This window comes from Microbulbifer maximicatervae (SeqCode) (genome assembly GCF_052467325.1).
Map to the genome: position 1 here is coordinate 703,643 of NZ_CP174310.1, position 21,794 is coordinate 725,436.

The window sequence follows — 21,794 nt, forward strand, 5'->3', positions numbered from 1 at the left end:
AGCATATGTGTATTCTTTAAATACTTTGGAGGGTGTTATGCTAAGGGGTCTATTTATAACAGACTTGCTTCTAGTGGTTTATTATATGGTGATATCTTCTGGAGAGAGATACTCTTTAATGCTCTCTGTATTTAGTTTTAGATCGTGTGTAAGCATATATTCTACGGTCCTGCTAATCGAGTAAATGTCATCGGTTGATATGGTTTTTGTCGATACTTTTGTAATGCCCTGCTTTTCTTGCAGGTAAATGGATACTGAAATATTGCATAGCCTGTCATCACAGTTTAGTTCACTTATTATGATTTCATCAATGTTGAGCCTTGTAGTTTTTGCTTCCCAATTTGATATTTCTTGCCATTCTCTTTTAGTTACTAGTTTTCGCTTCGGGTCCAGGAGTACTGCTTTTTTAATTTCATCAAGTATAATATCGGATATTAATAAGTAGGTGCTTACGTTGGAGTCTTGTTTTAGATCATGTGCGCTGTTGATTTGTGCTGGTGGAATTATGAGTGTGCTATAGATGGAAGTTGGTTTTTTTTGCACTAGAGTACTAAAACCTATTGCTATAACACTTGCCAGTAAACCTCCCATTATCTTTAAGCTCGGCCACTTATATTTGGGCTTGTAGGTCGCTATTTGCTGTGTTGCGATTAGCGCTTCACGTCGTAATTGAATGTTTAGTAACGTTTCTATTGTGTTCTTGACGGATTGTAGTGAGGGTCTTGATTTGGCTTTCTTTGATAGCATGTATCTTGCTAGGCAGGTTAAATCACAAGTGGTTAACTTGGATACACTGTATAGCATCGGTGGAGTTGCATGTAATATATTATTGCGTGTCTCTTCCGGGCTATCATGCACTGAAAATGGGTGGCACTTAAAGAGGTAAATGTATATTAGGAGTCCGACGGCAAAGATATCTGTGGACTCCTCCACGGGTTGGCCCATAATTTGTTCTGGAGTGAGACACTCCCACGATCCTTTGGTGGTTTGAGAACTACTATATTTTATCTGTTCTGTACAGAGTTTCTCGGAAACACCAAAATCTACAACTTTTACCTGGTTATCGGGGGTTATCAATAGGTTGCTGGGTTTTAAGTCCAGATGCAATAATCCCTGTTCGTGTATTGCTTGGAGCGCTTCTAAAACTTGCAGAATAAAATGTAGAAATTCAGTCCTTGTCATTATTGAGATTGACTGGGTGGTGACAGGTTGACTGGTGTCAATAAGCTCCATAATAATGACTACATATCTATCATTATGTGACACATCGTAAATCTTTATTACATGGGAGCTGTCGCACTTTGCTATGGCTTGCGCTTCCAGTAGGGTTGCTGATGTATCAAACTGAATAATTTTTATGGCTACATTGCGCCGCAGGTGCTTATCATATGCTTTAAACACACTTCCTTCCCCACCTTTACCGAGAAACTCAATCAAATCATAGCGGGTATGGTCTAGTGGAAGCTGTTTTATATTCATAAATCAAATAATCTAATTTTTTTTGTATAATAATTTGATAAGTTTTGATGCTCTACTTGATTGCTCGAGCTTCTAATGTTTTCTGTCTATTAAGTCTCCTATCTTTGTTGAATATCAAGAAGCTGCTAAATTTTCGGTTTTATTTAATCTTATAGCTAATTTTATAAATGTTTATTCTTCTTTTGTTACAAGCTATTACATTTGCCGATGCTTCTTGTGTTGCCTGTAAATAATCTAGGTATGAGCAGTGTTTTCGAATTGTCCTGGCTGCCCCCCCCTTACACATTGTGAATTTAATAAATATAGCAATTTTGTGTCAATTCAAAATTTTGTATGTTTTGGTTCTGCAAGCCTGAATTCACATGACCCAAATTTATTTGAATTTGAGTGTGCCCGAAAATGTGTAAGTGTTAGCTAGATTGATCTTTGCGGAAGGGCTTTGAAAGAGGAGTGAGAAGCTTTAGATGCGCCTGCAGCGGTTGACAGAAATTACATTGCAGGATTAGGTTACAATAGTAGTAGCAGTCAACTAGTGGTTTATTGGCTGGCAATAATTCATCTCGGTGCTAATGAGGGCACGGCACTTGTTATGCCTTTTATACAAACGGCGGTAGCCTGTGCGATTTTTTTGATTAGTAGCTTTCTAAATGGCTTACTCGAAGACTCTAAGAAAGGTGGCCACTACGGCTTTTTATAGTAGTGACCAACCAGCCCCTAGCTGGCAAGATCGGCGGTAAGCGGCTCTTTATGGAGATTGCTGGAGATTTTTAGTTGCTGGCGAAACCAACGATGTACTATGTCACTATTACAGATTTTGGGCCACACCAAATAAATTTCCAGTGGGTCAATAGGGCTGGGGAAAGGGAGAATCTGGATGGGGTTGTTCCTGGCAAAGAGCTGCGCCATACCTTCGGGCATGGTGCAGAGGTAATCTGTATTCAAGATTACCGGAATCATATTCTGGAAGTGAGAGACCCGCACGGCAACTTTCCGCCCCAGCTGATCGGCCTGAGCCTCAGATTTTCCAGATTGATTGTCCCCCCATTCCCCCATATGATTTTCCAAATGGGTTAACCCCATTTTATTTTGGTGTAAGGTAACATGCTTTTCAGCGTTGAATTGTTCCCTGGTAATATTCAGCCTAACCCGGGGATGATCATTCTTAGCGACCACTACAAGGCGGTCTGAGGCTATATGTTCCGCTTGTAGTTCCTTGGAATCCACCGGCTGGTAATATAGAGCGAAATCTACCGCGCCGTGTTTCATCTTTGATTCCAGTCCACCAACCTCTAATGGTGAAATCTCAATGGTGATATTGGGTGCTATGGATTCAAGGTGACTGAGTAGGCTGCCCAGGAAAATAATTTCCGCATAGTCTCCACCAATGATGTTGAAATTTCGTCTCTCTACGGTGGGATCAAAGTTAATTTTTTCTTCAATTTCCTCCCGTATTTGATTTAGTGCCTCGCTGACAGTTGCATGAAGTCGCTCTGCCCTTGGGGTAGGTGTAAAACCGGTACGCTTGCGGATAAATAGCTCATCCCCGATAGTGTGTCGCAAACGTTGCAAGGCAGCACTCATTGCCGGAGGGCTCATGCCAATACACTCCCCCGCTTTGCCGAGCTGACCATTTTCCATAATGGCTTCAAATACCGGTAACAAATTGAGATCTATCGATCTAAGGTTCCGTTTCATACTTAAATTCCATTGAGTTAGAACATCATGCAGGTTTTAACTCCCCCTGTATTCCGGGCACAACAAGCACTCCTCCAACAAATAAGGTGGATACCTAAATACTGACCCCGCCTAATATCTACCAGCAATAGAATAACGGTTGGAAAGAGGGTAGCGGCAACCTGCGTAGGGTAACGATGCCATATTTAGGCGCCAAAATGAAGTTGCGGAATTTTTACTTGCACGCTTGGCTGAATGAATATGCATATGTAACACAAAGAAAAAAGAATATTTATTCAATAAATTTTAAACTAAAAGGATGATTCGCTACGGCCTCTTTGGAAGTTGGTGAACATAAGAGGAAGTTGGTGTTTACTGCGCTACGCATAAAATCGAATAACATCGGTTTTACCTAGTGCCAATACAATAAAATTTGAGCTTTTTGATAGGGGCACCATGCTCCGCAGGTGCGCTCTTGGGCACGCCGTTCATGCAGTAAATTCCTCTGAACGAAATTATAACTTACAAAATGGTGAATTGACGCAACTATGCAGTGGCTTCTACCCTAAAAACGTAAGTTGCTGCTGCGACGGGTCAACTTAGCCAGGAGAGTCCCAGGGTATAAGGCACTAATGAGGCTGGTTTTTTCTCAAGGGAAAATCCTGGTGACTAATTTCGAGATGTGTTGGCCGAAAAATGACGGGTAATGCTGAGAGGTTTTAAAAGGTATAGCAGTGAAAATTCTAGTTGGGTTCCACCTGCTTACTCCGACAAAAATTATTCGTCTAATAAGTACAGCTAATAATCAATATTGTTTATATAAGTGAGTGGTTCCAGTTTGACCGTTTCTTAAATTTTCTTTTCCGAATAGATAGTCCACATAGGGATTCGTTATGACCAAGCTTTCCAAACCCAATTGCCATCTTGCATTGGCTACAGCCCTAGCTTTTTGTTCATCCACTGGAATGGCAGCAGAGTGTACTAATGAGGGATATAAGAATGTCCTTTACGAGCAGCCTGTGTGGCTTGTGGGTACATTTGGTGTGACATCTACGCTTCCTCCCGGTGGTTCCTATACCTCATCGTTTAGCACGCCCTTGCCCGCAGCGAGTACCCTGACTGACGACGCTTACTTCTCTGAAAAGCATCCGTGGAGCCAAGATACTATTTGGTGGGATGCCCGTGTTGCCGAATCCAGCAATAACGAAATTATCATTACTCTGGATAGAACCTACTTAATTATCCAGCTCAAAATTCAGGCAGATAACAACGATATCTATACCGTTTATTACCTGGATGAAAATGATACCTGGCAGAGCGCCTGGGAAGCGGGGCCCACTAACCAGTGGGGTGTAACAAAACGAAACTCCATCGATTCTGTCCCTCCCTTTGCAACCGGCCGAATTAAAATTGTTGCCTCTGAGGGGGATTACCAATATTCGGTGTCTGAGATTTATGGGCGTGGCATTGCCTATGATTGTGAGTAGATAAATTGATTTGGGTGGCAAATATATGATGTTAGGCTACTGGTAAAAGTGTATTGCTACTGGATGCTTTTGCATTATATTTTTATAGCTTCTGGTTCTAGGGTTTCAGCCTGGAGCCGGAAGCTAGTGAGGATTTGTTTGATTGGTTTTGGAGTGGTGGTTCTAACTAGGTTGGGGGAATAATGTTGTTTATGTCTGCATTGGTGGCTATTTCTGTTTGGCTTAAGGGGAGGAGGAAGCGCAAGTCTGGGTTGTGAGGTTGTCGTTTTCTCTTCTTTCTATTTCTGCTTTTCATTTCTGATTTTTGGGTTGGGATATTGATTTTAGGTAAGTATCCCGCCGTTCTTGTGGCCGTTCGGCTGGTTTCTTTGAGTTTTGGTTTTTTTCTGCCTGCTTGGTGGGGGTTGGGTTTTCTGTTGTTTTTTTTGTGGGGAGCTTTTATTGAAACATTTTGTAACGGTTTGTAATGTTTTTTTTGTGGGGTAGGGTGTATGTTTTTTGGGTGATTTGTTCTGTTTTGTTTAGTTTATAGTCGGGTTTGATGCGCTTTTGGTTGTATGTGGGAGATTTATTTAGGGAATCTCGAAATTTCTGTAAGTGTAATGTGAGTGCGGGTGTTGCAATTTGGTGTGCCGTAACATTCCAATAAGTAAGTCTAAAAAATACTAATCTCTAAGTTAAGAATTTTAGGGGTGGGGCTATGAAATAATATTTGCGTAAGGAGTGTTTAGTGGATTCATGTTGTAATGAGTGATGCTTTATTTTCCAATGATTGTTAATTCTAGGTTGTCTTAGGGTGGAGAACTGTGGATTGTTTATTAATTTTGGGGTTTTTATATTGTGAGTTTTTTACGGTTTAGTATTGTTTGCATTCTAATTCTTGGTTTTTTCCTGTGAGTTTAATTCGTGGTAATTGAATGGTTGGGCTTAAATTTTCCATAGTTAATGAGAGAGTAAAAAGATGATTTCCAGGGGCATGAATCAAGACAATATAAAGGAATGGATAAAAGTATTGCAGGATTGTCAGCAGATGGAGGGTGAGGTAATAGATAGTTATATAAAGCGTATTGAAAGGCCTTTAAGTGGGTTTCTATCTAAAATCATCCGTTCAGTTGGTGAAAAAAATGCGAATGGTGATGTTGAAAAGCAAATTAAGCATGCGATCAATGTTATTGATTATTTGGCTGTTACAAATAGTAATGATTATTCAGCTGTTAGGAAAGATGAGTTTTGGAAGAGAGCGTATTTGTATCACAAGGGTATCTGGTATCGCATGACTAAGAATGGTGAAATAAAAATGAGCGGTGAAGAAATTGAATTGGGAGTATGCCATGAGTGTGCGATTGTGTTACCTTCAGGGCAATTGGAAGTAGACCATTATTTGCCTCAGAGTGGATCTGGCATTTTGCCAATTTTGAAGGCGATGCGTGCTTGTGGGATGACATTAGGTGGCCCGAAAGGTAGCGGAAAGGGAAATTTGGTGCTTGATGGTAAAATTGATTTTCTTGGGGTTGGCAGCTCTGCTGGAAATAACATTAAGACAGAATTCACAGGTGTAAAGAATTCTGAACGGGGGATTATTAACCCCCATGTGTTGAAGGGATTTGTGAGTTCCCCCAAAGGGAAACGCACTCAAAAGTTACTGGATGCAAAAAAGTATACTCCTAGTATTTTGGGGGTGCGTTTTTTGAAGCATTTATTAGATAAGAATATGCTGATCGAGATTAGGCGGAGATGTATGCACAGCATATTGAATTTAGCCCCTTTGTGTCCGACGTGTAATAACTGTAAGTCAAACAAGATAAAAGGATTCCCTGGCGACGGGTAGCTTCATGGTTAGTTGTAATTTTTGTAATTGCATGTTGGGGTGCTGATTTACTTATATAAAGTGTAAATATTGGGAGTGAATTGTGATAAGTGTTGAATCAATATTGGATGGCATTAACACTAAGCTCAACTGGATTTATGAAGAAAGTATGCGACTCTATGCTAAAGAAAAATATTATAATGAAGTAAGATTCAAAAGCGTAAAGAATGAGAATGGAATTATACTGGATATAAAAAAAGAAATTATCAAAAATAATCTTAAAGAAGGAGGTTTATACGAAATCGAACTTGATGAGAAGTTTGATTATTCTGTCATTTTTGATGATCGAGATCAAAAGAAACTTTCAGGCGAGTTGGAGGTTAAAAAAATTGTATTTAAGGCAGTAGTGGAATTTTGCGGAAAAAATATGGCGCTACAAAGGGTGGAGTGGAAAGGTGGATTGTTGACGGGGAATCAGTTGAAGTGTTACCTTGAATTTATTAAAAAAATGAATGTTTCGAATTATGGGGAGGTAAAAAAGAACCCTAATTGGAGGAAGCTTTATGGTTTTAAGAACGTTAAACCTAAATATTTTGATTCGATAACTAATGAAAGAATAAAGTATCGTGATGAAGAAGAAGTTTATTTTGTGCCCTGTCATAACTGCGGGATTGCGCTTCCGGAGGATCTAATTGAGGTCGATCATCAGTTGCCCCAAAATATAGCTAAAGGCGCTAAAGGCGCTAAAGGCGCTAAAGGCGCTAAAGGCGCTAAAGGTGATAAAGGTGATAAAGGTGATAAAATGCAATTTGACCCGCAGGCAAATTACAGGCATTTATTTAAAATTATGCGAGTTATGGGGTTGACCAAACAAGGCCCTAAAGAAATAGGAAAGGGTTCTATTTACAGTAAATCGTGGCGTGATGTTGACAAAATTAAGCCTGAGCTTCTTCTTCCAAGAGATAGAAGTTCAAATTATAAGGCGTTTTATAATTCTGGATCTGATATTAATAAGTGGCTATTGACAGAAGAAGGAAGGGCATTTTTTATTCTTATAGACATGTATCCTAATTTTAGGGATGTGTTTTTTGCGTGCAGAGATAGTATTATAAATTTGGCACCGTTATGTGGATCATGTAATTCAATAAAAGGTAATGAAGTTAGAAAACCCTCGTCTAGCTCAAGTGCATCAAGTGCATCAAGTGCACCAAGTACATCAAGTACATCAAGTGGGGGGTCGACCGCAATTCGTAATGGAAAGCGCCCTAGAACTAATTCTGTGGACGAGATAAAATCGAAAAAAAGAAGGAGAGCCAGAGCGGAGTTAACTGAGGAAGAGTTGAAGGCGAAGAACCGGGTGAAGAAAAGACCAAAACCTTCTTACTCTAATAATTATGATTTAGATTGACTCTTTAGCATTATTCTCGCCTAGAATTAATTCTAGAAATTAATTCTAGACAATAGGAAATTCTGTGAAATTCTGGACGCTCATAAATTGGGAGGAAATGCAAGTTAAGTGAGAAGCATCAATTTCTGATTGGAATCATCTCCGGTCTAGACATAATTAGTGTAAAACACTGGGAATTCACATCCAAGTTTCGAAAAGTTTGCTTTGGAATATAAATCAGTACGCGAAAGGTATTGCTGGACACCCATAGATTGGAAAGAGATTCTATTATATGACAAGTGTAAATTCTGGAGTGGCGTTACCTCTGATCTAGGCGCAAGAGGTGAGAAACACTGGGAATTTTCTTTCCAAGCTTCGAGAAAGTTTGCTTTAGAATAAAAATCAGCACGTGAAAGGCAGAGAATTTGGAGTAGGACTAGATTAACAGGGGCCAGATGAGAGGAAGTGGCGGCAGTTGCTTATGCCGTGTACCCAGTGTTTATTAAGTTGGCTACAGACTTGTTGTACTGCTTCTACTGAACCCACCAAGCCTTTAAAGCGACTTTCAAAATTGCGGTTTAAATATAGCCAGTGCTTGGGTGGGATACCAAGCCGCTCTAGGACGGGAGGCGTCTTCTCGGCAATACAACCCCGTTTTCTGGGATCTAAATGTCGGCCACTCCAGTCCACAAGCTGTAAATAATGATCCAGTTGAAAGGGCAAGCCTTTAGGCATATTCAGGCGCTCACCTCCTACCAGTGGCAGTAGTTCTTTGGGCTGCTCGCCTGTGATTACTGCACGAATACGCCGTTGAATCGAGGTATGACTGGAATCTTCAGGGGTTTTTGCCATATTGGCACGGATAGGATTGAGGTCAACATAGGCCATGCAGGCGGCAAGCGCTTTTTCATCCAGTAAAGCCTGGGACTTGAAGCGGCCTTCCCAGAAACGGCCTGTACAATGGTCTTCGAGATTGGCTTGGCGAGCGATAGACTCATTCAAACAGCGCATAAACCAGCTCAGATCCATCAGGCGATCTCTCCATAGAGCGATGACTTCCTGTAGTTTTCCCATCTCACATTGATCGAGGTTGTCCCCTTGAAGGTAGCGTAGGGATAAGTTGGAAGCTTTGAACAGTTTTTGCCAGCGGAGAATAACTTCGCTATCAGGCCAATTCAGCGCTTTTTCTTTATCGATATAAAGCACGATATGGTAGTGGTTGCTCATTACTGCATAGGCGGCGATATCAAGAGCAAAGATTGAAGCCAGGTTGTGCATTTTGGACTCAATCCACTCACGGCGATGTTCATAGTTATTGCCAGATTCCTTATCTTTACCACACAGAAACGCCCGTCTAACACAGCGGGAGACGCAGTGATAATAGGGCGTAGTGTCTAGTGAGACTTGGGCGCGGCGGGGTAGGGGCATCGATTTGAATGCTATGTGTATATTTATACAGTCTTTGTATCCCGCAGTCTCTGCAGTGTCAATATCTCTGTGGCTTAAAGCGCCGACTTTGGTGGGTGTCCAGAATTGGCGTACTAGGCAGCTAATGGGATAGTGTTTTTTTGCAGTTTGTAAAGGCTGGGTGCGCTCCAGTTATAAGTTATTGTTGTTGCTATTGGAGGCGCGCGGAATCGGCTTAGTTTCGGCCTGACTTTTCACACAAAGAAACCGGCATTTGCCGGTTTCTTTGTGTTGATCGCTGCGAGCAACGTTAAGGCGTAGTTTCTGCTTCCAGGGTTACGCCACTATAGGATTCATAGCCGTAGACTCTGATATACCAGGTGCCTGAAGCTGGACTGCTAAAAGTGCACTCTTCATCATTGCCCCAAAGGTAGGGGCGACAATCAAATTGGCGAGAAGTTGGGGAGGAACCGTAGCGTACATAGAGGTCGGCATCCCCTGTGCCGCCAGACATCTGAATGTTTAAAGCGGATGCCCCTGCTTCCACATCAATAGTGAAACTTTGCCAGTTTCCAGCGCTGCCGGATAGGTTGCTTTCTACCCACCCGGTACCGGGCTCACTTCCGCCTCCGCCACCATTGGCCATAGCGACAGCCGCTGCGGCATCAACAATACCCGCGCCGCAACCACTACATGATGAGGGAAAACTACGGGCGGAGTCGGTAAGAATAGTTTCGACTTCATCTGGGGTGAGGCTAGGGTCCGCTGAGTAGAGTAGGGCTGCCACTCCAGCTACATGGGGTGCAGCCATGCTGGTGCCCTGGCTGTAAAAGTAGCTATCACTCCCCGGGTCTGTAGCCCCGCTGTTATGGGTTGAGAGGATGCCATTGGGGTCGTCGTAGTAACTCTGGGCACCGCCTGGTGCGGCGACATCCACCACATTACCGTAGTTGGAATAATAGGAGAGACCACCACTGCGGCTTGTTGCTGCAATGGTGACAACACCATCGCAGCTTGCGGGGGAATATAATCTTGCATTGCTACTTTTATTACCTGCTGCAACAACCACGGTTGCTCCAAGGCTTCGAGCGGTATCGATGGCATTTTGGTAGGTGGTGCCGCAGCTGCCGTAACCACCTAGGCTCATGTTTATGACTTGGGCCGGATGGGGGTTAGTTGGAAGGCCTGCCACTGTGCCTCCTGCGCCCCAGATTATTCCGTCAGCAATATCTGAGCTGTAGCCGCCGCAACGGCCAAGCACCCGAACAGGGACGATTTTAGCTTTGTAAGCGACACCAGCAATGCCCATATTATTGTTTGTGACTCCGGCGATGGTGCCGGCTACATGAGTGCCGTGCCAGCTACTGTCACTTTCCGAGGGGATATCTGGGTCATCACCACAGGCTTTATCGGTATACCAGTCGCCGGGATCTGTGGCGTCGCTGTCTCGGCCATCGCCATCAACTGAGACAAAAGTGTCCCAAATCATGTCGTAGCCAGGTAACAGGTTGTCTATCAAATCAGGGTGGGGGCGGTAGCCGGTATCGAGTACTGCAATGACTGCTCCCTCACCTTGGGTGATATCCCAGGCTGATGGCAAGTTTATGCCGCCGGTAGATTCGTAATAGTGCCATTGATTGAGATAGCTGGTGTCATTGGGTGTGGCCATGGCACGCATGATCAGATCTGGCTCTGCATACGCTACGTCCGGGTCCTGTTTTATGCGGCTGAGAATTTGATCTAATTCCGCTTTGCTTTTGCGCTCCTCCAGGCGCATTACCTGCGCCCCGCTCGCTGTGCGGCGTAAGTGCTGCAATTTGTGGCCGACTCTACGAGAAGCTTTATCTACGGTCTCTTTCGCCATAGTGGCCGCCCGACCGACCTTGGCGCTGTCTTTATATTTTATGATGATGCGATCGGTTGTTATTGAGCTGGCTTCCTCTTCTGCGTGGGATAAAAAAGATGTTGTGCACAAGATTGAAAGTAAGCTGGCTAAGGTAGTTTTGCGTAATGCATAGTTCAGTGTTGGCTTTCTCATGGTTTTTCTCCGAAATTATATTTATTCAACTGGCAGTCAAAGGCTGACAAATCGGAAGCTCCCAAGTTGGTCTGTGTTGGCAAAATGATGGGATAGATGCAGGGCTAATAATGACTAAATATTTGCCAGTCACTTAGAAAAAGCTAGCACTATATTTTCAATCTGCCACAGAATAAAAACGATTTAAAAATAATTGTCCTCATGCTGCTTTGTGAATATAGGGCGGCAAGTCACGTCACACTCTTTAAAAACTGATGAAAATCAACCTGTTATTTTTTTGGGGGCAGGTCTGTTTTTTAAAAGAGTGTCTGTGTTTTTTAACTTTAAAATAGTTTTATCTGTAACAGGTTGAGTTTTTTGCGACTATTTTTTTGAGAAATCAGATTTTTGGAATTTTAAATTAATGATTATTGAATTTACCATTCTGTTGTTCGTTCTTAATATGAATTAAATATTCTCATTGAGTAGTTTGTGTGTGTCTGGTATGGATTGAGCGGTGAAGCCAGTAAAGCAATTAACGGGAGGGGTAAACTCTGAACGCCCAGTGCGCGGAGATAAATCAGCAAAAGGTTGGAGGTGAATGCCCTATGCCGGGTACGGCCTAGCAAGTAGCTGGGGTCCCGAGTTATGGGTGCTGTTCGGTAACGGCCAGGATTCAGTGTTGACGGGGAAGGTTCAGGTTCAGTATTGAGCTAAGGGAGTGAGATTTGTGATCGCCGACCTTGTTGGGTGATGGGGAAGGCAGCAGAGTTTGCGAGTACCTACATCGGCCTCCGGGGGTCTGTTGACCGGATGCGCGTACTGGTTCTTTGTGTGGAACTCCGGAAACCCTGTAGGTGATTCGTGCCCATCCAGCACGGTTTGGGTCTGGTGAAGCCAGTTAGGCAAGGAGCGGGCATTTACGCCTTCAGGAAGTCAGATAGATCCATAGTGGCGTTGAACCCGGTGAACAAAGTGCTAACTATTGAAGTAACGCATGGCGGGGCCGGTGGAGTGAAGGGGTCTAACCCTAGGAAATGGCATTCTATGCCGGACCTGACTGCGACTCAGAGCGCAGCCGTAGGGTCCTCGGGGTTGGAGCATCTACACACACATAAGCACAGCGTAAAGAACGGTTTAATATCCTATTCCATCATTTCACCCTGCGGTTGTTAGTAGAAGTATTAGTCACAAGAAAATTTGCAATGAAGTGGCCCCTGGATCGGTGTACCAATTCAGGGGCTAACTTCCTGTTTCTGTTTGATGCGCAAATAAATCTCTTTACGGTGGACGGATATAGATTTGGGGGCATTTATTCCTAACTTTACTTGATTGCCTTTAACTTCTAGTACTGTAACTGAGATATTTGTTCCAATTCTTAAGTTTTCACCCGTCCGGCGCTTTAAAATCAACATATACATTTCCTGCTGGTGCTCAAACTATGAGGGCTTCCGTGATGGGAAGGTGTAAAAGATTAGGTTTGCAGGAAATGTGGGGTGGGGCACGAGAACGGTAGGCATAGAAGAAGAAAAGGCAGGCACTACGCTCCCAAAGCTTGGGAAATCGCTCCAAGCTGCTGAATGTACTCGACTTTATTGAAGACGAGTGGGTTTCTAGCGTATTATCCACTGAGCCACTTTGATAGTTTGGTTATCAATTTGGTTAGCTGGCCCCTGGTGTTGGTAGCACCTTGGGTCAGCGCCTTTTACTTACTTTTACGTCACGCTATCGTTCCCCTTTAAGAGAATGGTTTTTTTTAGAAAATCCTTGGCTCTCTTGGTCTTTTCGTTCTCCAGCCTGTTCAGGCTTGCTCAATTGCGACCAAAATATCGATAAATATCTATCAATTTTACGCAGCTTTGACATGAAAACAAACTTAATAAAATCCAATATGATTATTTTCGTGCCTTTATTTATATGTGTTTCCACTTAGAAAAGACTCGGCCGTGTATTGGAAGATTGCAGTTCCAAGTTGAATTCAGGTTCTGATGCTTTTGCAGAAAAGTTTTGTTTCAGATAGCAAAGAACAAAGAAATCTTGGTTGCGCCAGCAAAGCTGAAGCTGCTGTAGTGGCTGGAAAGGCGGAGTAAATTGGAAAATGATAATTTCCTGTGACCACTGTGGTGAAGTTTGGGAGTTTTCTGCTAAGACTCTGTCGAACATTCAAGGAATAGCACGGGATTTTCCTGAGGGGCGCATTACTGCAAGCTTAGTAAAGGCGCTGAGAAGGGAACTTAAGCTGCCCATGCTCTACAGCAAAAATTTTGCTAATCATTTGACTATGAGAGTGGGATACTATTTTTGCTGCCAGGAGCCCCTGGGCATAGAAGAGGCGTTTATAAAACACTGTAGGGGCTGTGGTGCCTTGAATTTGGATCGCAGATTCGCTTAATGGAGAGCAGCTAATTTAGAAGCACCCGGCGTGCCGAATTATCAACATGCCGGGGTGGGGGCGGGGCAGCTTTATGCCGCTAATAGCAGAATCTAATATCCTGGTTTGGAGAAAGTATATCTATGAAGGGACTGGTGGTTGTATTGTACGACAACAATATGAAGCTCTGTTCAAATTATTCACAGATTAAGTATTATTTCTTTGCTAATAGAGCTGGCGGCTTACGCTTCCTATTTGGTACCCTCTCAGAACTTGATTCGATTTTCTGTTTTTCTGGCCCTGAATGATAAATTGCTATTTTTCAGGGGCACAAGTTAAGTACTATCTAGTCTAGGCATCATGCCAGTACAGTCTCTGTCTCCAGCTACGCCAAAACCATTCACTTTTTTGTGTTAATAATCAGGGTAAGTAAAAAGGAATTTATTTTATGAGCAAGTTTAATTCTCTACTGTATTCGATTGTTTTAATTGTGGCTTCCCATTGTGTGTCTGCCGGTGCTATTAAGAAAGAGGTGAACAGCTTTGAGGACGTCCAGAATATAATTGAAGAATCAGCCACCCCAATAAATACGTTACTGGTTATGGATAATGATGACACCTTGAGTATGATGCCTTGCGCTGAAAAGTCTCAATGTCAATATCTTGGTGGCGCAGCTTGGTACTCATGGCAGGAAACTTTATTGGAAACCGATCCTAATTCAGGTTTCCTTGTGGCAAAAACAAAAGAGGAGTTGATTAATATATCCGGTTTGCTCTTCTCTGTGAGCAATATGGTTTATACAGATGACAATATTGTGCCGGTGCTTGACAGCTTGAGACAAAGTGGAGTGCGATTGATGGTTGAAACTGCAAGGGGCGATGCAGATGTTTCAGCTACCGAGAGACAGTTCAAACGCTTGCCAACCCCGAATACGTCCTACCAAAATTTATTAGAGCTTATTCGGTCAAATACTCTCAACTTCAGTCCAAATAATCAATTTAGCCTTGCAAGTCCGTTTAAGCCCTGTGATTTAAGTGAGGCAAGGCCAGTAAGCTATCGGCAAGGTATTATGTACTTAGCCGGGCAAGATAAAGGCTTTATGCTTGACTGCTTGCTGCGATCCTACAACTCTTCGGCTAATAGTAGTGAGCACTACCTAATTTCCAACATTATCTTTATTGATGACAGTTTTGAGAATGTCGAAAGTGTTTACCAGGCATTCAAGGACAATAAGAAATATGAGGTAATAGCCCTGCACTACACCCGTCTAAGTAAGCACAAGCAGGATTTTATGGACGGGCCTCAGAAAAAAGCATTACAAGAAACTGCGAAAAAGAGATGGGAAACCATCATGGCGAGTCTTAATAGTGCGCTATTAATGCCGGCTGTTGAAAACTAGTTTAACTTCCTTGTAACTAAGCTCAACGGCTCCATTTCTAAACTGTCATCCAAGTAAAAAGGGAAGTGTACACGTCTACCTCTAATGATTAATCGATTTTGGAGGTGCCGAGCACTCAGAAGAGATGGTAGTCGTTGTATAACGATTAATCGGTTATAACTTAGTTGAAGAGGGAGGAGCATTAACCGGCTGTAATTTCGCGAGCCACGCGCCTAGGTCTTTTTAGCAGAGTGCAGGCTTGCCGCACCATTGCTACTGAATCGATTTTTTAAGTTTTGATAAAAATAGAGCACGTTATTTGCGGATGGACGTTTCTGTAAAAGCTTTGAATTTTTCCAGTGAACAATAACGTATATCTCCACCAGAAAGGTATCCAGCAAGCTATGACCTTAGCTGGATACCCTTGTGATTGGTTAGGTTATGGTTTACAGCGACTGTAAGAACTTGAGTAGCGAGTTTCGCTCTGAAGCCGACAGATCAATATAGTTCTGTTGGCTCTCAGCAGCTTCTCCCCCGTGCCAGAGAATGGCTTCTTCAATAGACCGGGCGCGACCATCATGTAACAAATTACTGTGACCATTCACTGCGCTATTAACACCCAGTCCCCATAAGGGAGGCGTTCTCCACTCGCGGTTGTACTCCGCGCTAATCGTCAAGTTGTCTGCCAAACCTTCGCCCATATCATGCAGGAGTAAGTCTGTATAGGGGCGAATGACCTTGCCTCTCAACTCCTCAAGAGGGTGAGCGTGATTGGTGTTCATCTCTGGCCGGTGACAGGATGAGCAGTTGATCGATTCAAATAGAGCTTCACCCTGAGCCACGATGGATTCATTGATTAAATCGGGATTTCTGGGTGGTGCGCCCAGTGCCTGAAGATAAGTAGTTAGGTCGTCCAGGTGAGAATCAGTGAGCTCTTCGTCGTGATTACTGTGCTTTTTACATTCCAGCTGTTCGATACCACAGTTTGCATTGGGTTCCAGTGCTGTGTTCACGCCAATATCATTGTTCAACGCATCTGCTGAGAAGCTGCGCAAGCTCGGTTGGGTAGCCTTCCAGCCAAAGCGTCCTACCTGGGGAAGAGGTGTTGAGCCCGTATCGACCAGTGATACTCGCCCAGAGATACCATCGCTATTGGAATCGTTAGGGTCGTGCCACTCAAGGATTTCTGTTTCGTCAACCGCCTCAAGTAAGCCCAAGCCAGTGATGTTTTGTGGCATACGTGGCGAAAAGTAATCAGCGGATGTGTTTTCACCTTCGTTGGTTGTTACTACATAAGTGGGGGACTGTAGGGTGTAACTATCCCCATTGGCATAGCTACCTTGAATGGAGCTATAGGTGACTTGAATAGATCCTTCTGGGGCTATGTCACTATTGAGTGAATGGGTTTGCAGGACAGGGCCAAAGTAGTGGTTTGGCAGGGGTTGTCCTGCTTGGGTTATTGCACCGGACGACAGCTTAAAGACCATCGAATTGGGAACACTAGCCTCTGAGGGGGCCGGGCCCCGGCCGTTATTGATATGGCACGCCAGACATGACTGCTCAATGGTTAAGCCTGCTGATAGGTTTGCCATTTGGTTGAAGTCTGGGTTCCCGAGTTCCTCGTGCTCTCCGGTATTAAACCGGGTGTGGAATATCCTGCGACCATCTAGAAACTCGTTGTGCGTCTCCCACTGGATGTTGAGGGCTTCTCTGAAGTAGGCTGTCCAGTCGGCGATTCCGCTATCCACGATGTAAGTATCATAGACATCAATACCATCCAGTATTGGGTAGGTGACTTCAACGGCATCAGCGTCGGAAGCCGTTGCCCATTTACCATCGCTGCCAGCGTAGTAGGTAAGAGTATTATCGTCAGTATTTACTGAAATGACTTCTGAAGCGGGTACCGGGTCAGTAGCCCTGATGTATGCTGCGGTTGCTTCACCGGCACTTTCAACAGCGGTCTCAGTTTCCAGGTCTGCAACCATATGAATACCGGGTTGGCCCAGGAGAATGCGGTAGGTGTCTGTGTAGTAAACTGTCTGCCCACTGACATTCTCATCGCCCTCCTCAATGCCAATGAATTGCTGAAACTCCACCTCCATCCATTCGCCGACTTCCAGCTGCCCGTCATCACCATCGTGAGCATCGTAGGTGATACGACATACCCAGACTTGGCCTCTCCCATCTTCATCAGCTTCCCGGTAAGGGGTTTCATCAAATCTGGCGTTGCTATTAAAGTCAGCGCGGTGTTCATTTGAATAAGAGGAGCGGCATTCGGGTGGCCGATAAAGCGCGTATTCGGCAGAGTAAAAGATCTCAATCAGGTTCTCACCGGCGGGCGTATGGTCGTGAATCTCTATGCCAAAGGTTCTGTGTTCAAAGTAGAAGGTCGGGAACTCGTAAAAACTATCCTCGGATTCATGTCGCAGACGTGCTCGGCCACTTGCCAGTGTTACAATGGTGCCATCTTCCTGAATATACCAGTGTTGAGACTCTTCTTCTGGCTGCTCAGTATCAAATAGAGGGGTATATTCTATGGACGCGGTTTGATTAATTTCCTCTGCCGCACGATCAAAAACCATCAGTTCCCACAAACTATATTGCGAACTCCCCTCACTGAGTTCAGTTCCGTTTAGCTGAACATAGCGATACTCTCCACCAATTAGGTGAGAGTCAATTCGTTGGCCATATTCTCCTGAATCAGCTGTTGCCAGGGTGGTCCATGTTGTGCCGTCGCTTGAGCCCAGTACCTCGTAAGATTTTGCGTTGTGGTCGCCCCAGTCTAGGACCACTTTGCTGAGCAAGTGTGTAGATTTAAGGTCAAGGGTGAGGCTTGATGTGCTGGCAGTATCACCACTTTCCCAAAGTGTCCTTCTTAAGTCATCAATGGCAAGGACCCCGTTGCCAGAACTGGAAGAAATAGTTCCACTACCTGCAATATTTTGTCCAACCTCTTCATCGGACTCAGCGGGCTCACCGCTTGAAGTTGGTGTTTCATCACTGGAGCCGTTGCCCTGAGAGTTGGGGGTAGCTTCTGTGGGGTCTTCATCAGAGCTATTATCCCCGCCTCCACCACCACATCCGGACAATACCATTATGAATAAGGCGAAAAATGCTGTTAAACAGATTTTTGCCAGTGGATTGATTGTTTTCTTGAAATACGGATCCATATATTTCTCGTTTTATCAACAGCTATTTATAGTAATAGTGATGAAATGAACTTTGTCTGTAATTAAAAAGGAGAATTTTCAAAATTCCTGTTGAGGGTGCTTGGTTCGGGGTAAAAATAATTTAACTATTATTTTGGTGTGTGTCCTTTTGTTTGTATGTGCTGCTGTCTTTTGGTGATGATTACTCTTGGTAAATATTGGATATGAATTTTCTAGCTTGATTTGTAGGACGGCATAATAGTTATATTTTTTATTTGCATCGTTATGCTGCGCCCAGAGGGGATGAATTTAAGTTAAAAAGGACAGCGATATGAGCTTGTTCTCAGCTTTCTGTTTTACTTCGCATGAAGTATGTGATAGGGCGCACCTTGTGTCTGTGATTTAGATCGGTGTATTTAATGGGTCTGACTTATAGATTGATATCGTGTGTCAGTTGTGATGCTGAGTGCGTTAAAAAGTTAATCTTTAGTCTTGTGTAAGATTTGACACGGCTAAAAATAGTTATTTAAAGATTGGTATTTAGTTTTCTACCCACAGTTACCTTTATTCTCATGGGTGTTTTTTATTAATTAACAAGCTCACCAACACTAGGTGTCACGCTCTAAGTCTTGATAATTAATTTTTTATACGCGAAGGTGTTATGTATATTGAAAGGTGAGCCGTACTTTTTTATGAATGGTTATCGAACATTGATCATCGCTACGTCGAGCCTGATTCTTATAAAAAGCCCAAGCTTACTGGAGTGGCTGGTTTTAGCTATTGATTAATACAGCAATGACTTGAGCAGGGTGTGTAGATTATTTGATGGTGCTCATCGTTTGGAAAGTAAGCCGAAATCTCTTCGGCTCAGATAATATCGAGAAATGAGTATAGTTTTTAATAGCTACTTGTATTGCTGAGCTTTGAATCTTTATGGTGATTTTATAAATGGACTTAGGAAGGGCTCCAGCGTTCAATAAGATCAGAATACTGGAGGCTTTTAGCTATTGAGACACTACTTCCTCACTAGTAATAACCCGGTTTCCGTATGATCTGTATAAGGGAACTGATCGAACAGAGCAAATCGCTCAATGTGATGGGTTTTGGTTAGCGACTCCAGGTTTTCCAATTGGGTTTCTGGGTTGCAGGAGATATACAGGATTCTCGGGAAGCGGGCGACCATCGCACAGGTGTCTTCATCCAAGCCCGCTCGGGGAGGGTCAACCAGGACGGTGGAGAAGTTGTAGCTATCCAGATCTATATCCTTAAGGCGGCGAAAGGGGCGTACCTTATCGATGGCCTGGGTAAACTCTTCACTGGATAAACGCACGATATCCAGATTGGTGATCTGATTGTTGGCGATATTCTCTTGGGCGGAATTTACCGATACCTTGGAGATTTCAGTGGCCAGGACCTTACGGAATTTCTCACTGAGCGGGATGGTGAAATTGCCATTGCCGCAGTAGAGCTCCAGCAGATCGCTATCACTATCTCCGCAGGCACTTCTGGCCCACTGGATCATGGATCGGCAGATCTCTCCATTGGGTTGGGTAAAGCTGCCCTCTACCTGTTTGTACTGGTAAGTTTTCCCATCGATATCCAGTTTCTCGGTAACGAAGTCGCGCTCCAAAACCACTTTTTGCTTGCGCGAGCGCCCCAAAATCGGGAATCCTAGCTGTGCCTGGAGTGCTTTGGCTTCCTCCTCCCAGGCTTCGTCCAGTTTCTTGTGGTAGATCAGCGTAATCAGCGCATCACCATTCAGCGTGGTAAGAAACTCGGCGGAGAACAGGCGTTTGCGCAGGACTTCGCTATTATTGACAGCAGCCAGCACCTTCGGCATCAACTGGTTCATCAGCTCAGAGCCGACGGTAAACTCATCGATGATAAAGGGCTTCTTGTACTCACCCTGGCGGTACATGGCGTAATTGGCTACACCTCCCTCATGCCACACCTTGAATTCTGCGCGCAGGCGGTAGTGAATGGGTGGGGAGGGGAAGAGTTCCGGCTCCAGGTCAGTGAACTTGCTATAAGCTTCTTGCAGGCGCTCGGCCTTGTTGTGAAGCTGTTGTGGGTAGTCGTCAGTATTAACGCGGTACAGTGCCATATTACAATGCGGTGTCAGTACAAAAAGCGGGCGCGAATTATATAGGAAACCGTATGGCAATAGGTGAGATAAAAATTCCGGTTCATGGGCAGGGGCTTCACGAGTTTACCGGCAGTGTAGTTGATTGGGTCAGTGAGCAGGCCTTCGATGAGGGTCTGTGTACACTTTTCATACAGCACACCTCTGCAAGTTTACTGATTCAGGAGAATGCCGACCCCAGTGCGCGCCGCGACCTTGAGAGCTGGCTCAATCGACTGGTGCCTGAAAATGACTCGCTTTATACCCATACCCTTGAAGGGCCAGATGATATGCCGGCCCATATCAAATGCAGCCTTACCGCGACCAGCTTGTCCATTCCAGTGCAAAAGGGGCGTTTGATGCTGGGTACCTGGCAGGGGATCTATCTTTGGGAGCACCGCCATCACCACGGGGCTCGGCACGTTATCCTGCATATCTGATTCAATGCCGCGTGTTGGTGGCGATAGCTAGACGGCTACGCCAACTGCTTGGCAATACTGATCGATCAATGACTGGGTTGCGCGGGCTCTTTCGATAGCCTGGATACGCTCAACTTGATTCTCCGGGGTTGTTAAGTGGCAGAAGTCTTCGATCATCTGTACCGCTTGCGATCGCTCTATTGGGACTTGCTGGTGCTCGAACTCGTCTGGGGATGCCTCCCCCCGGCGAACTACGAATTCTGGCGTATATTCAGGGTTGTAAAAGACTGCGCTGTCTCTCCAGTCGAGCACAAAGTTATCCAGTTGGATCAGGCCGTTTTCACCCAGGATGTCCAGGTCCATTTGCCAAACGCCTGAGTCATAGCCGAAGTCAAAAGTTGACGTCTGCCCGCTGGCAAATTCAATCAGGCCCGCACCGCTTATAATGGTCCCTGTTTGTGAGTCCCGCTTTATCGCTCCTGAAATTGTCTTTATTGCTCCTATAGGGCGCATAAATTCGACGATTGCACGCATGTTGTACCAGCCGATATCTCCTATTGCGCCAGTGGGTTCTTTGTGCGAATCGAAGCGAATATTGTTGCGGTCCATCATCGAGACAAAAAAGGCGCTGTGAATTCTGTTCACCGGGCCCAGATGCTGTTTTTGTTGCTGAATAATTTTGGCCGTGCGGGGATGGTGGGTGAAATGTGTGGCATCCATAAATGCCAACCTTTCAGACTGAGCACGTGCGGCAATTTTGTCGACCGAAGCAGTATTGAGAAAAGGTTTCTCGCAGAGAAGATGCTTATGATTGGCCAGTGCCGCGAGGCAGATTTCCTCGCGGCTGGTGGTGGGGCTAGCCACGTAAATGGCATCCGAATCTTGCGCTTCTAGCAGAGATTTCCAATCCTCGTAGGTATTGGGAATTTGATGCTCACGGGCAAACTCCTTGGCTTGCGAATACCGTCTGCTGGCAACGGATGAGAGGCAGGCACTGTTAGCACGACTGATTGCTTTGCAGGTAAAGTCGGCAATCGCGCCACTGCCGACTATTCCAAAGCGCAGCTTTGACATTGGATGACTCCTGGTGAGATTTA

The 21,794-nt window shown here is 44.4% G+C and carries 13 protein-coding genes; 5 read left to right on the forward strand and 8 right to left on the reverse strand.

The window, feature by feature from the left end; all coding sequences use genetic code 11:
- Positions 1 to 81: 81 nt before the first annotated feature.
- The gene (locus tag ACJJIE_RS03465; protein ID WP_444893567.1) at positions 82 to 1,479 is read right to left on the reverse strand and encodes a serine/threonine-protein kinase; all 1,398 of its coding nucleotides are present in this window, start codon (positions 1,477 to 1,479) and stop codon (positions 82 to 84) included.
- A 714-nt stretch (positions 1,480 to 2,193) separates the two neighbouring features.
- Positions 2,194 to 3,174 (reverse strand): LysR family transcriptional regulator, encoded by a 981-nt coding sequence (locus ACJJIE_RS03470; protein WP_444893568.1) that lies wholly within the window; start codon positions 3,172 to 3,174, stop codon positions 2,194 to 2,196.
- Positions 3,175 to 4,046: 872 nt separating this feature from the next.
- Between ACJJIE_RS03470 and ACJJIE_RS03475 the strand changes: the two genes are divergently transcribed.
- The 3 genes from ACJJIE_RS03475 to ACJJIE_RS03485 all read left to right on the forward strand — a co-directional run bounded on the left by ACJJIE_RS03475 (position 4,047) and on the right by ACJJIE_RS03485 (position 7,855).
- Positions 4,047 to 4,640: a hypothetical protein gene (locus ACJJIE_RS03475; protein ID WP_444893569.1), complete on the forward strand. Its 594-nt coding sequence runs from the start codon at positions 4,047 to 4,049 to the stop codon at positions 4,638 to 4,640.
- Between the two features lie 976 nt (positions 4,641 to 5,616).
- Positions 5,617 to 6,468, forward strand: coding sequence for a hypothetical protein (locus ACJJIE_RS03480; RefSeq protein ID WP_444893570.1), 852 nt, complete (start codon positions 5,617 to 5,619; stop codon positions 6,466 to 6,468).
- Between the two features lie 82 nt (positions 6,469 to 6,550).
- The gene (locus ACJJIE_RS03485; protein ID WP_444893571.1) at positions 6,551 to 7,855 is read left to right on the forward strand and encodes a hypothetical protein; all 1,305 of its coding nucleotides are present in this window, start codon (positions 6,551 to 6,553) and stop codon (positions 7,853 to 7,855) included.
- 420 nt (positions 7,856 to 8,275) lie between these two features.
- Here ACJJIE_RS03485 and ACJJIE_RS03490 read toward each other — a convergent pair whose 3' ends face one another.
- The 3 genes from ACJJIE_RS03490 to csrA form a co-directional block, all read right to left on the reverse strand.
- On the reverse strand, positions 8,276 to 9,262 hold the full coding sequence (locus ACJJIE_RS03490) for a transposase (RefSeq protein ID WP_444893572.1): 987 nt from the start codon (positions 9,260 to 9,262) through the stop codon (positions 8,276 to 8,278).
- A 289-nt stretch (positions 9,263 to 9,551) separates the two neighbouring features.
- Positions 9,552 to 11,279, reverse strand: a complete 1,728-nt coding sequence (locus ACJJIE_RS03495; RefSeq protein WP_444893573.1) for a S8 family peptidase — start codon at positions 11,277 to 11,279, stop codon at positions 9,552 to 9,554.
- A gap of 1,214 nt (positions 11,280 to 12,493) precedes the next feature.
- Complete coding sequence (gene csrA / locus ACJJIE_RS03500; RefSeq protein ID WP_444893574.1) at positions 12,494 to 12,673, reverse strand: carbon storage regulator CsrA; 180 nt, start codon at positions 12,671 to 12,673, stop codon at positions 12,494 to 12,496.
- A gap of 1,404 nt (positions 12,674 to 14,077) precedes the next feature.
- On the opposite strand from csrA, the gene ACJJIE_RS03505 reads away from it, so the two are divergent.
- Positions 14,078 to 15,028, forward strand: a complete 951-nt coding sequence (locus ACJJIE_RS03505; RefSeq protein ID WP_282932393.1) for a DUF2608 domain-containing protein — start codon at positions 14,078 to 14,080, stop codon at positions 15,026 to 15,028.
- Between the two features lie 425 nt (positions 15,029 to 15,453).
- Here ACJJIE_RS03505 and ACJJIE_RS03510 read toward each other — a convergent pair whose 3' ends face one another.
- Both ACJJIE_RS03510 and trmA read right to left on the reverse strand, forming a co-directional pair.
- A complete protein-coding gene (locus tag ACJJIE_RS03510) occupies positions 15,454 to 18,177 on the reverse strand; it encodes a di-heme oxidoredictase family protein (RefSeq protein WP_444893575.1) in 2,724 nt (907 codons plus the stop codon).
- Positions 18,178 to 19,171: 994 nt separating this feature from the next.
- Positions 19,172 to 20,260 (reverse strand): tRNA (uridine(54)-C5)-methyltransferase TrmA, encoded by a 1,089-nt coding sequence (gene trmA / locus ACJJIE_RS03515; protein WP_444893576.1) that lies wholly within the window; start codon positions 20,258 to 20,260, stop codon positions 19,172 to 19,174.
- Positions 20,261 to 20,313: 53 nt separating this feature from the next.
- Between trmA and ACJJIE_RS03520 the strand changes: the two genes are divergently transcribed.
- Positions 20,314 to 20,718 (forward strand): secondary thiamine-phosphate synthase enzyme YjbQ, encoded by a 405-nt coding sequence (locus tag ACJJIE_RS03520; RefSeq protein WP_444893577.1) that lies wholly within the window; start codon positions 20,314 to 20,316, stop codon positions 20,716 to 20,718.
- 27 nt (positions 20,719 to 20,745) lie between these two features.
- On the opposite strand, the gene ACJJIE_RS03525 is transcribed toward ACJJIE_RS03520, so the two are convergent.
- Positions 20,746 to 21,771 carry a Gfo/Idh/MocA family protein gene (locus ACJJIE_RS03525; protein ID WP_444893578.1) on the reverse strand — a complete coding sequence of 342 codons (1,026 nt, stop codon included), beginning with the start codon at positions 21,769 to 21,771 and terminating at the stop codon, positions 20,746 to 20,748.
- Between the last annotated feature and the right edge of the window lie 23 nt (positions 21,772 to 21,794).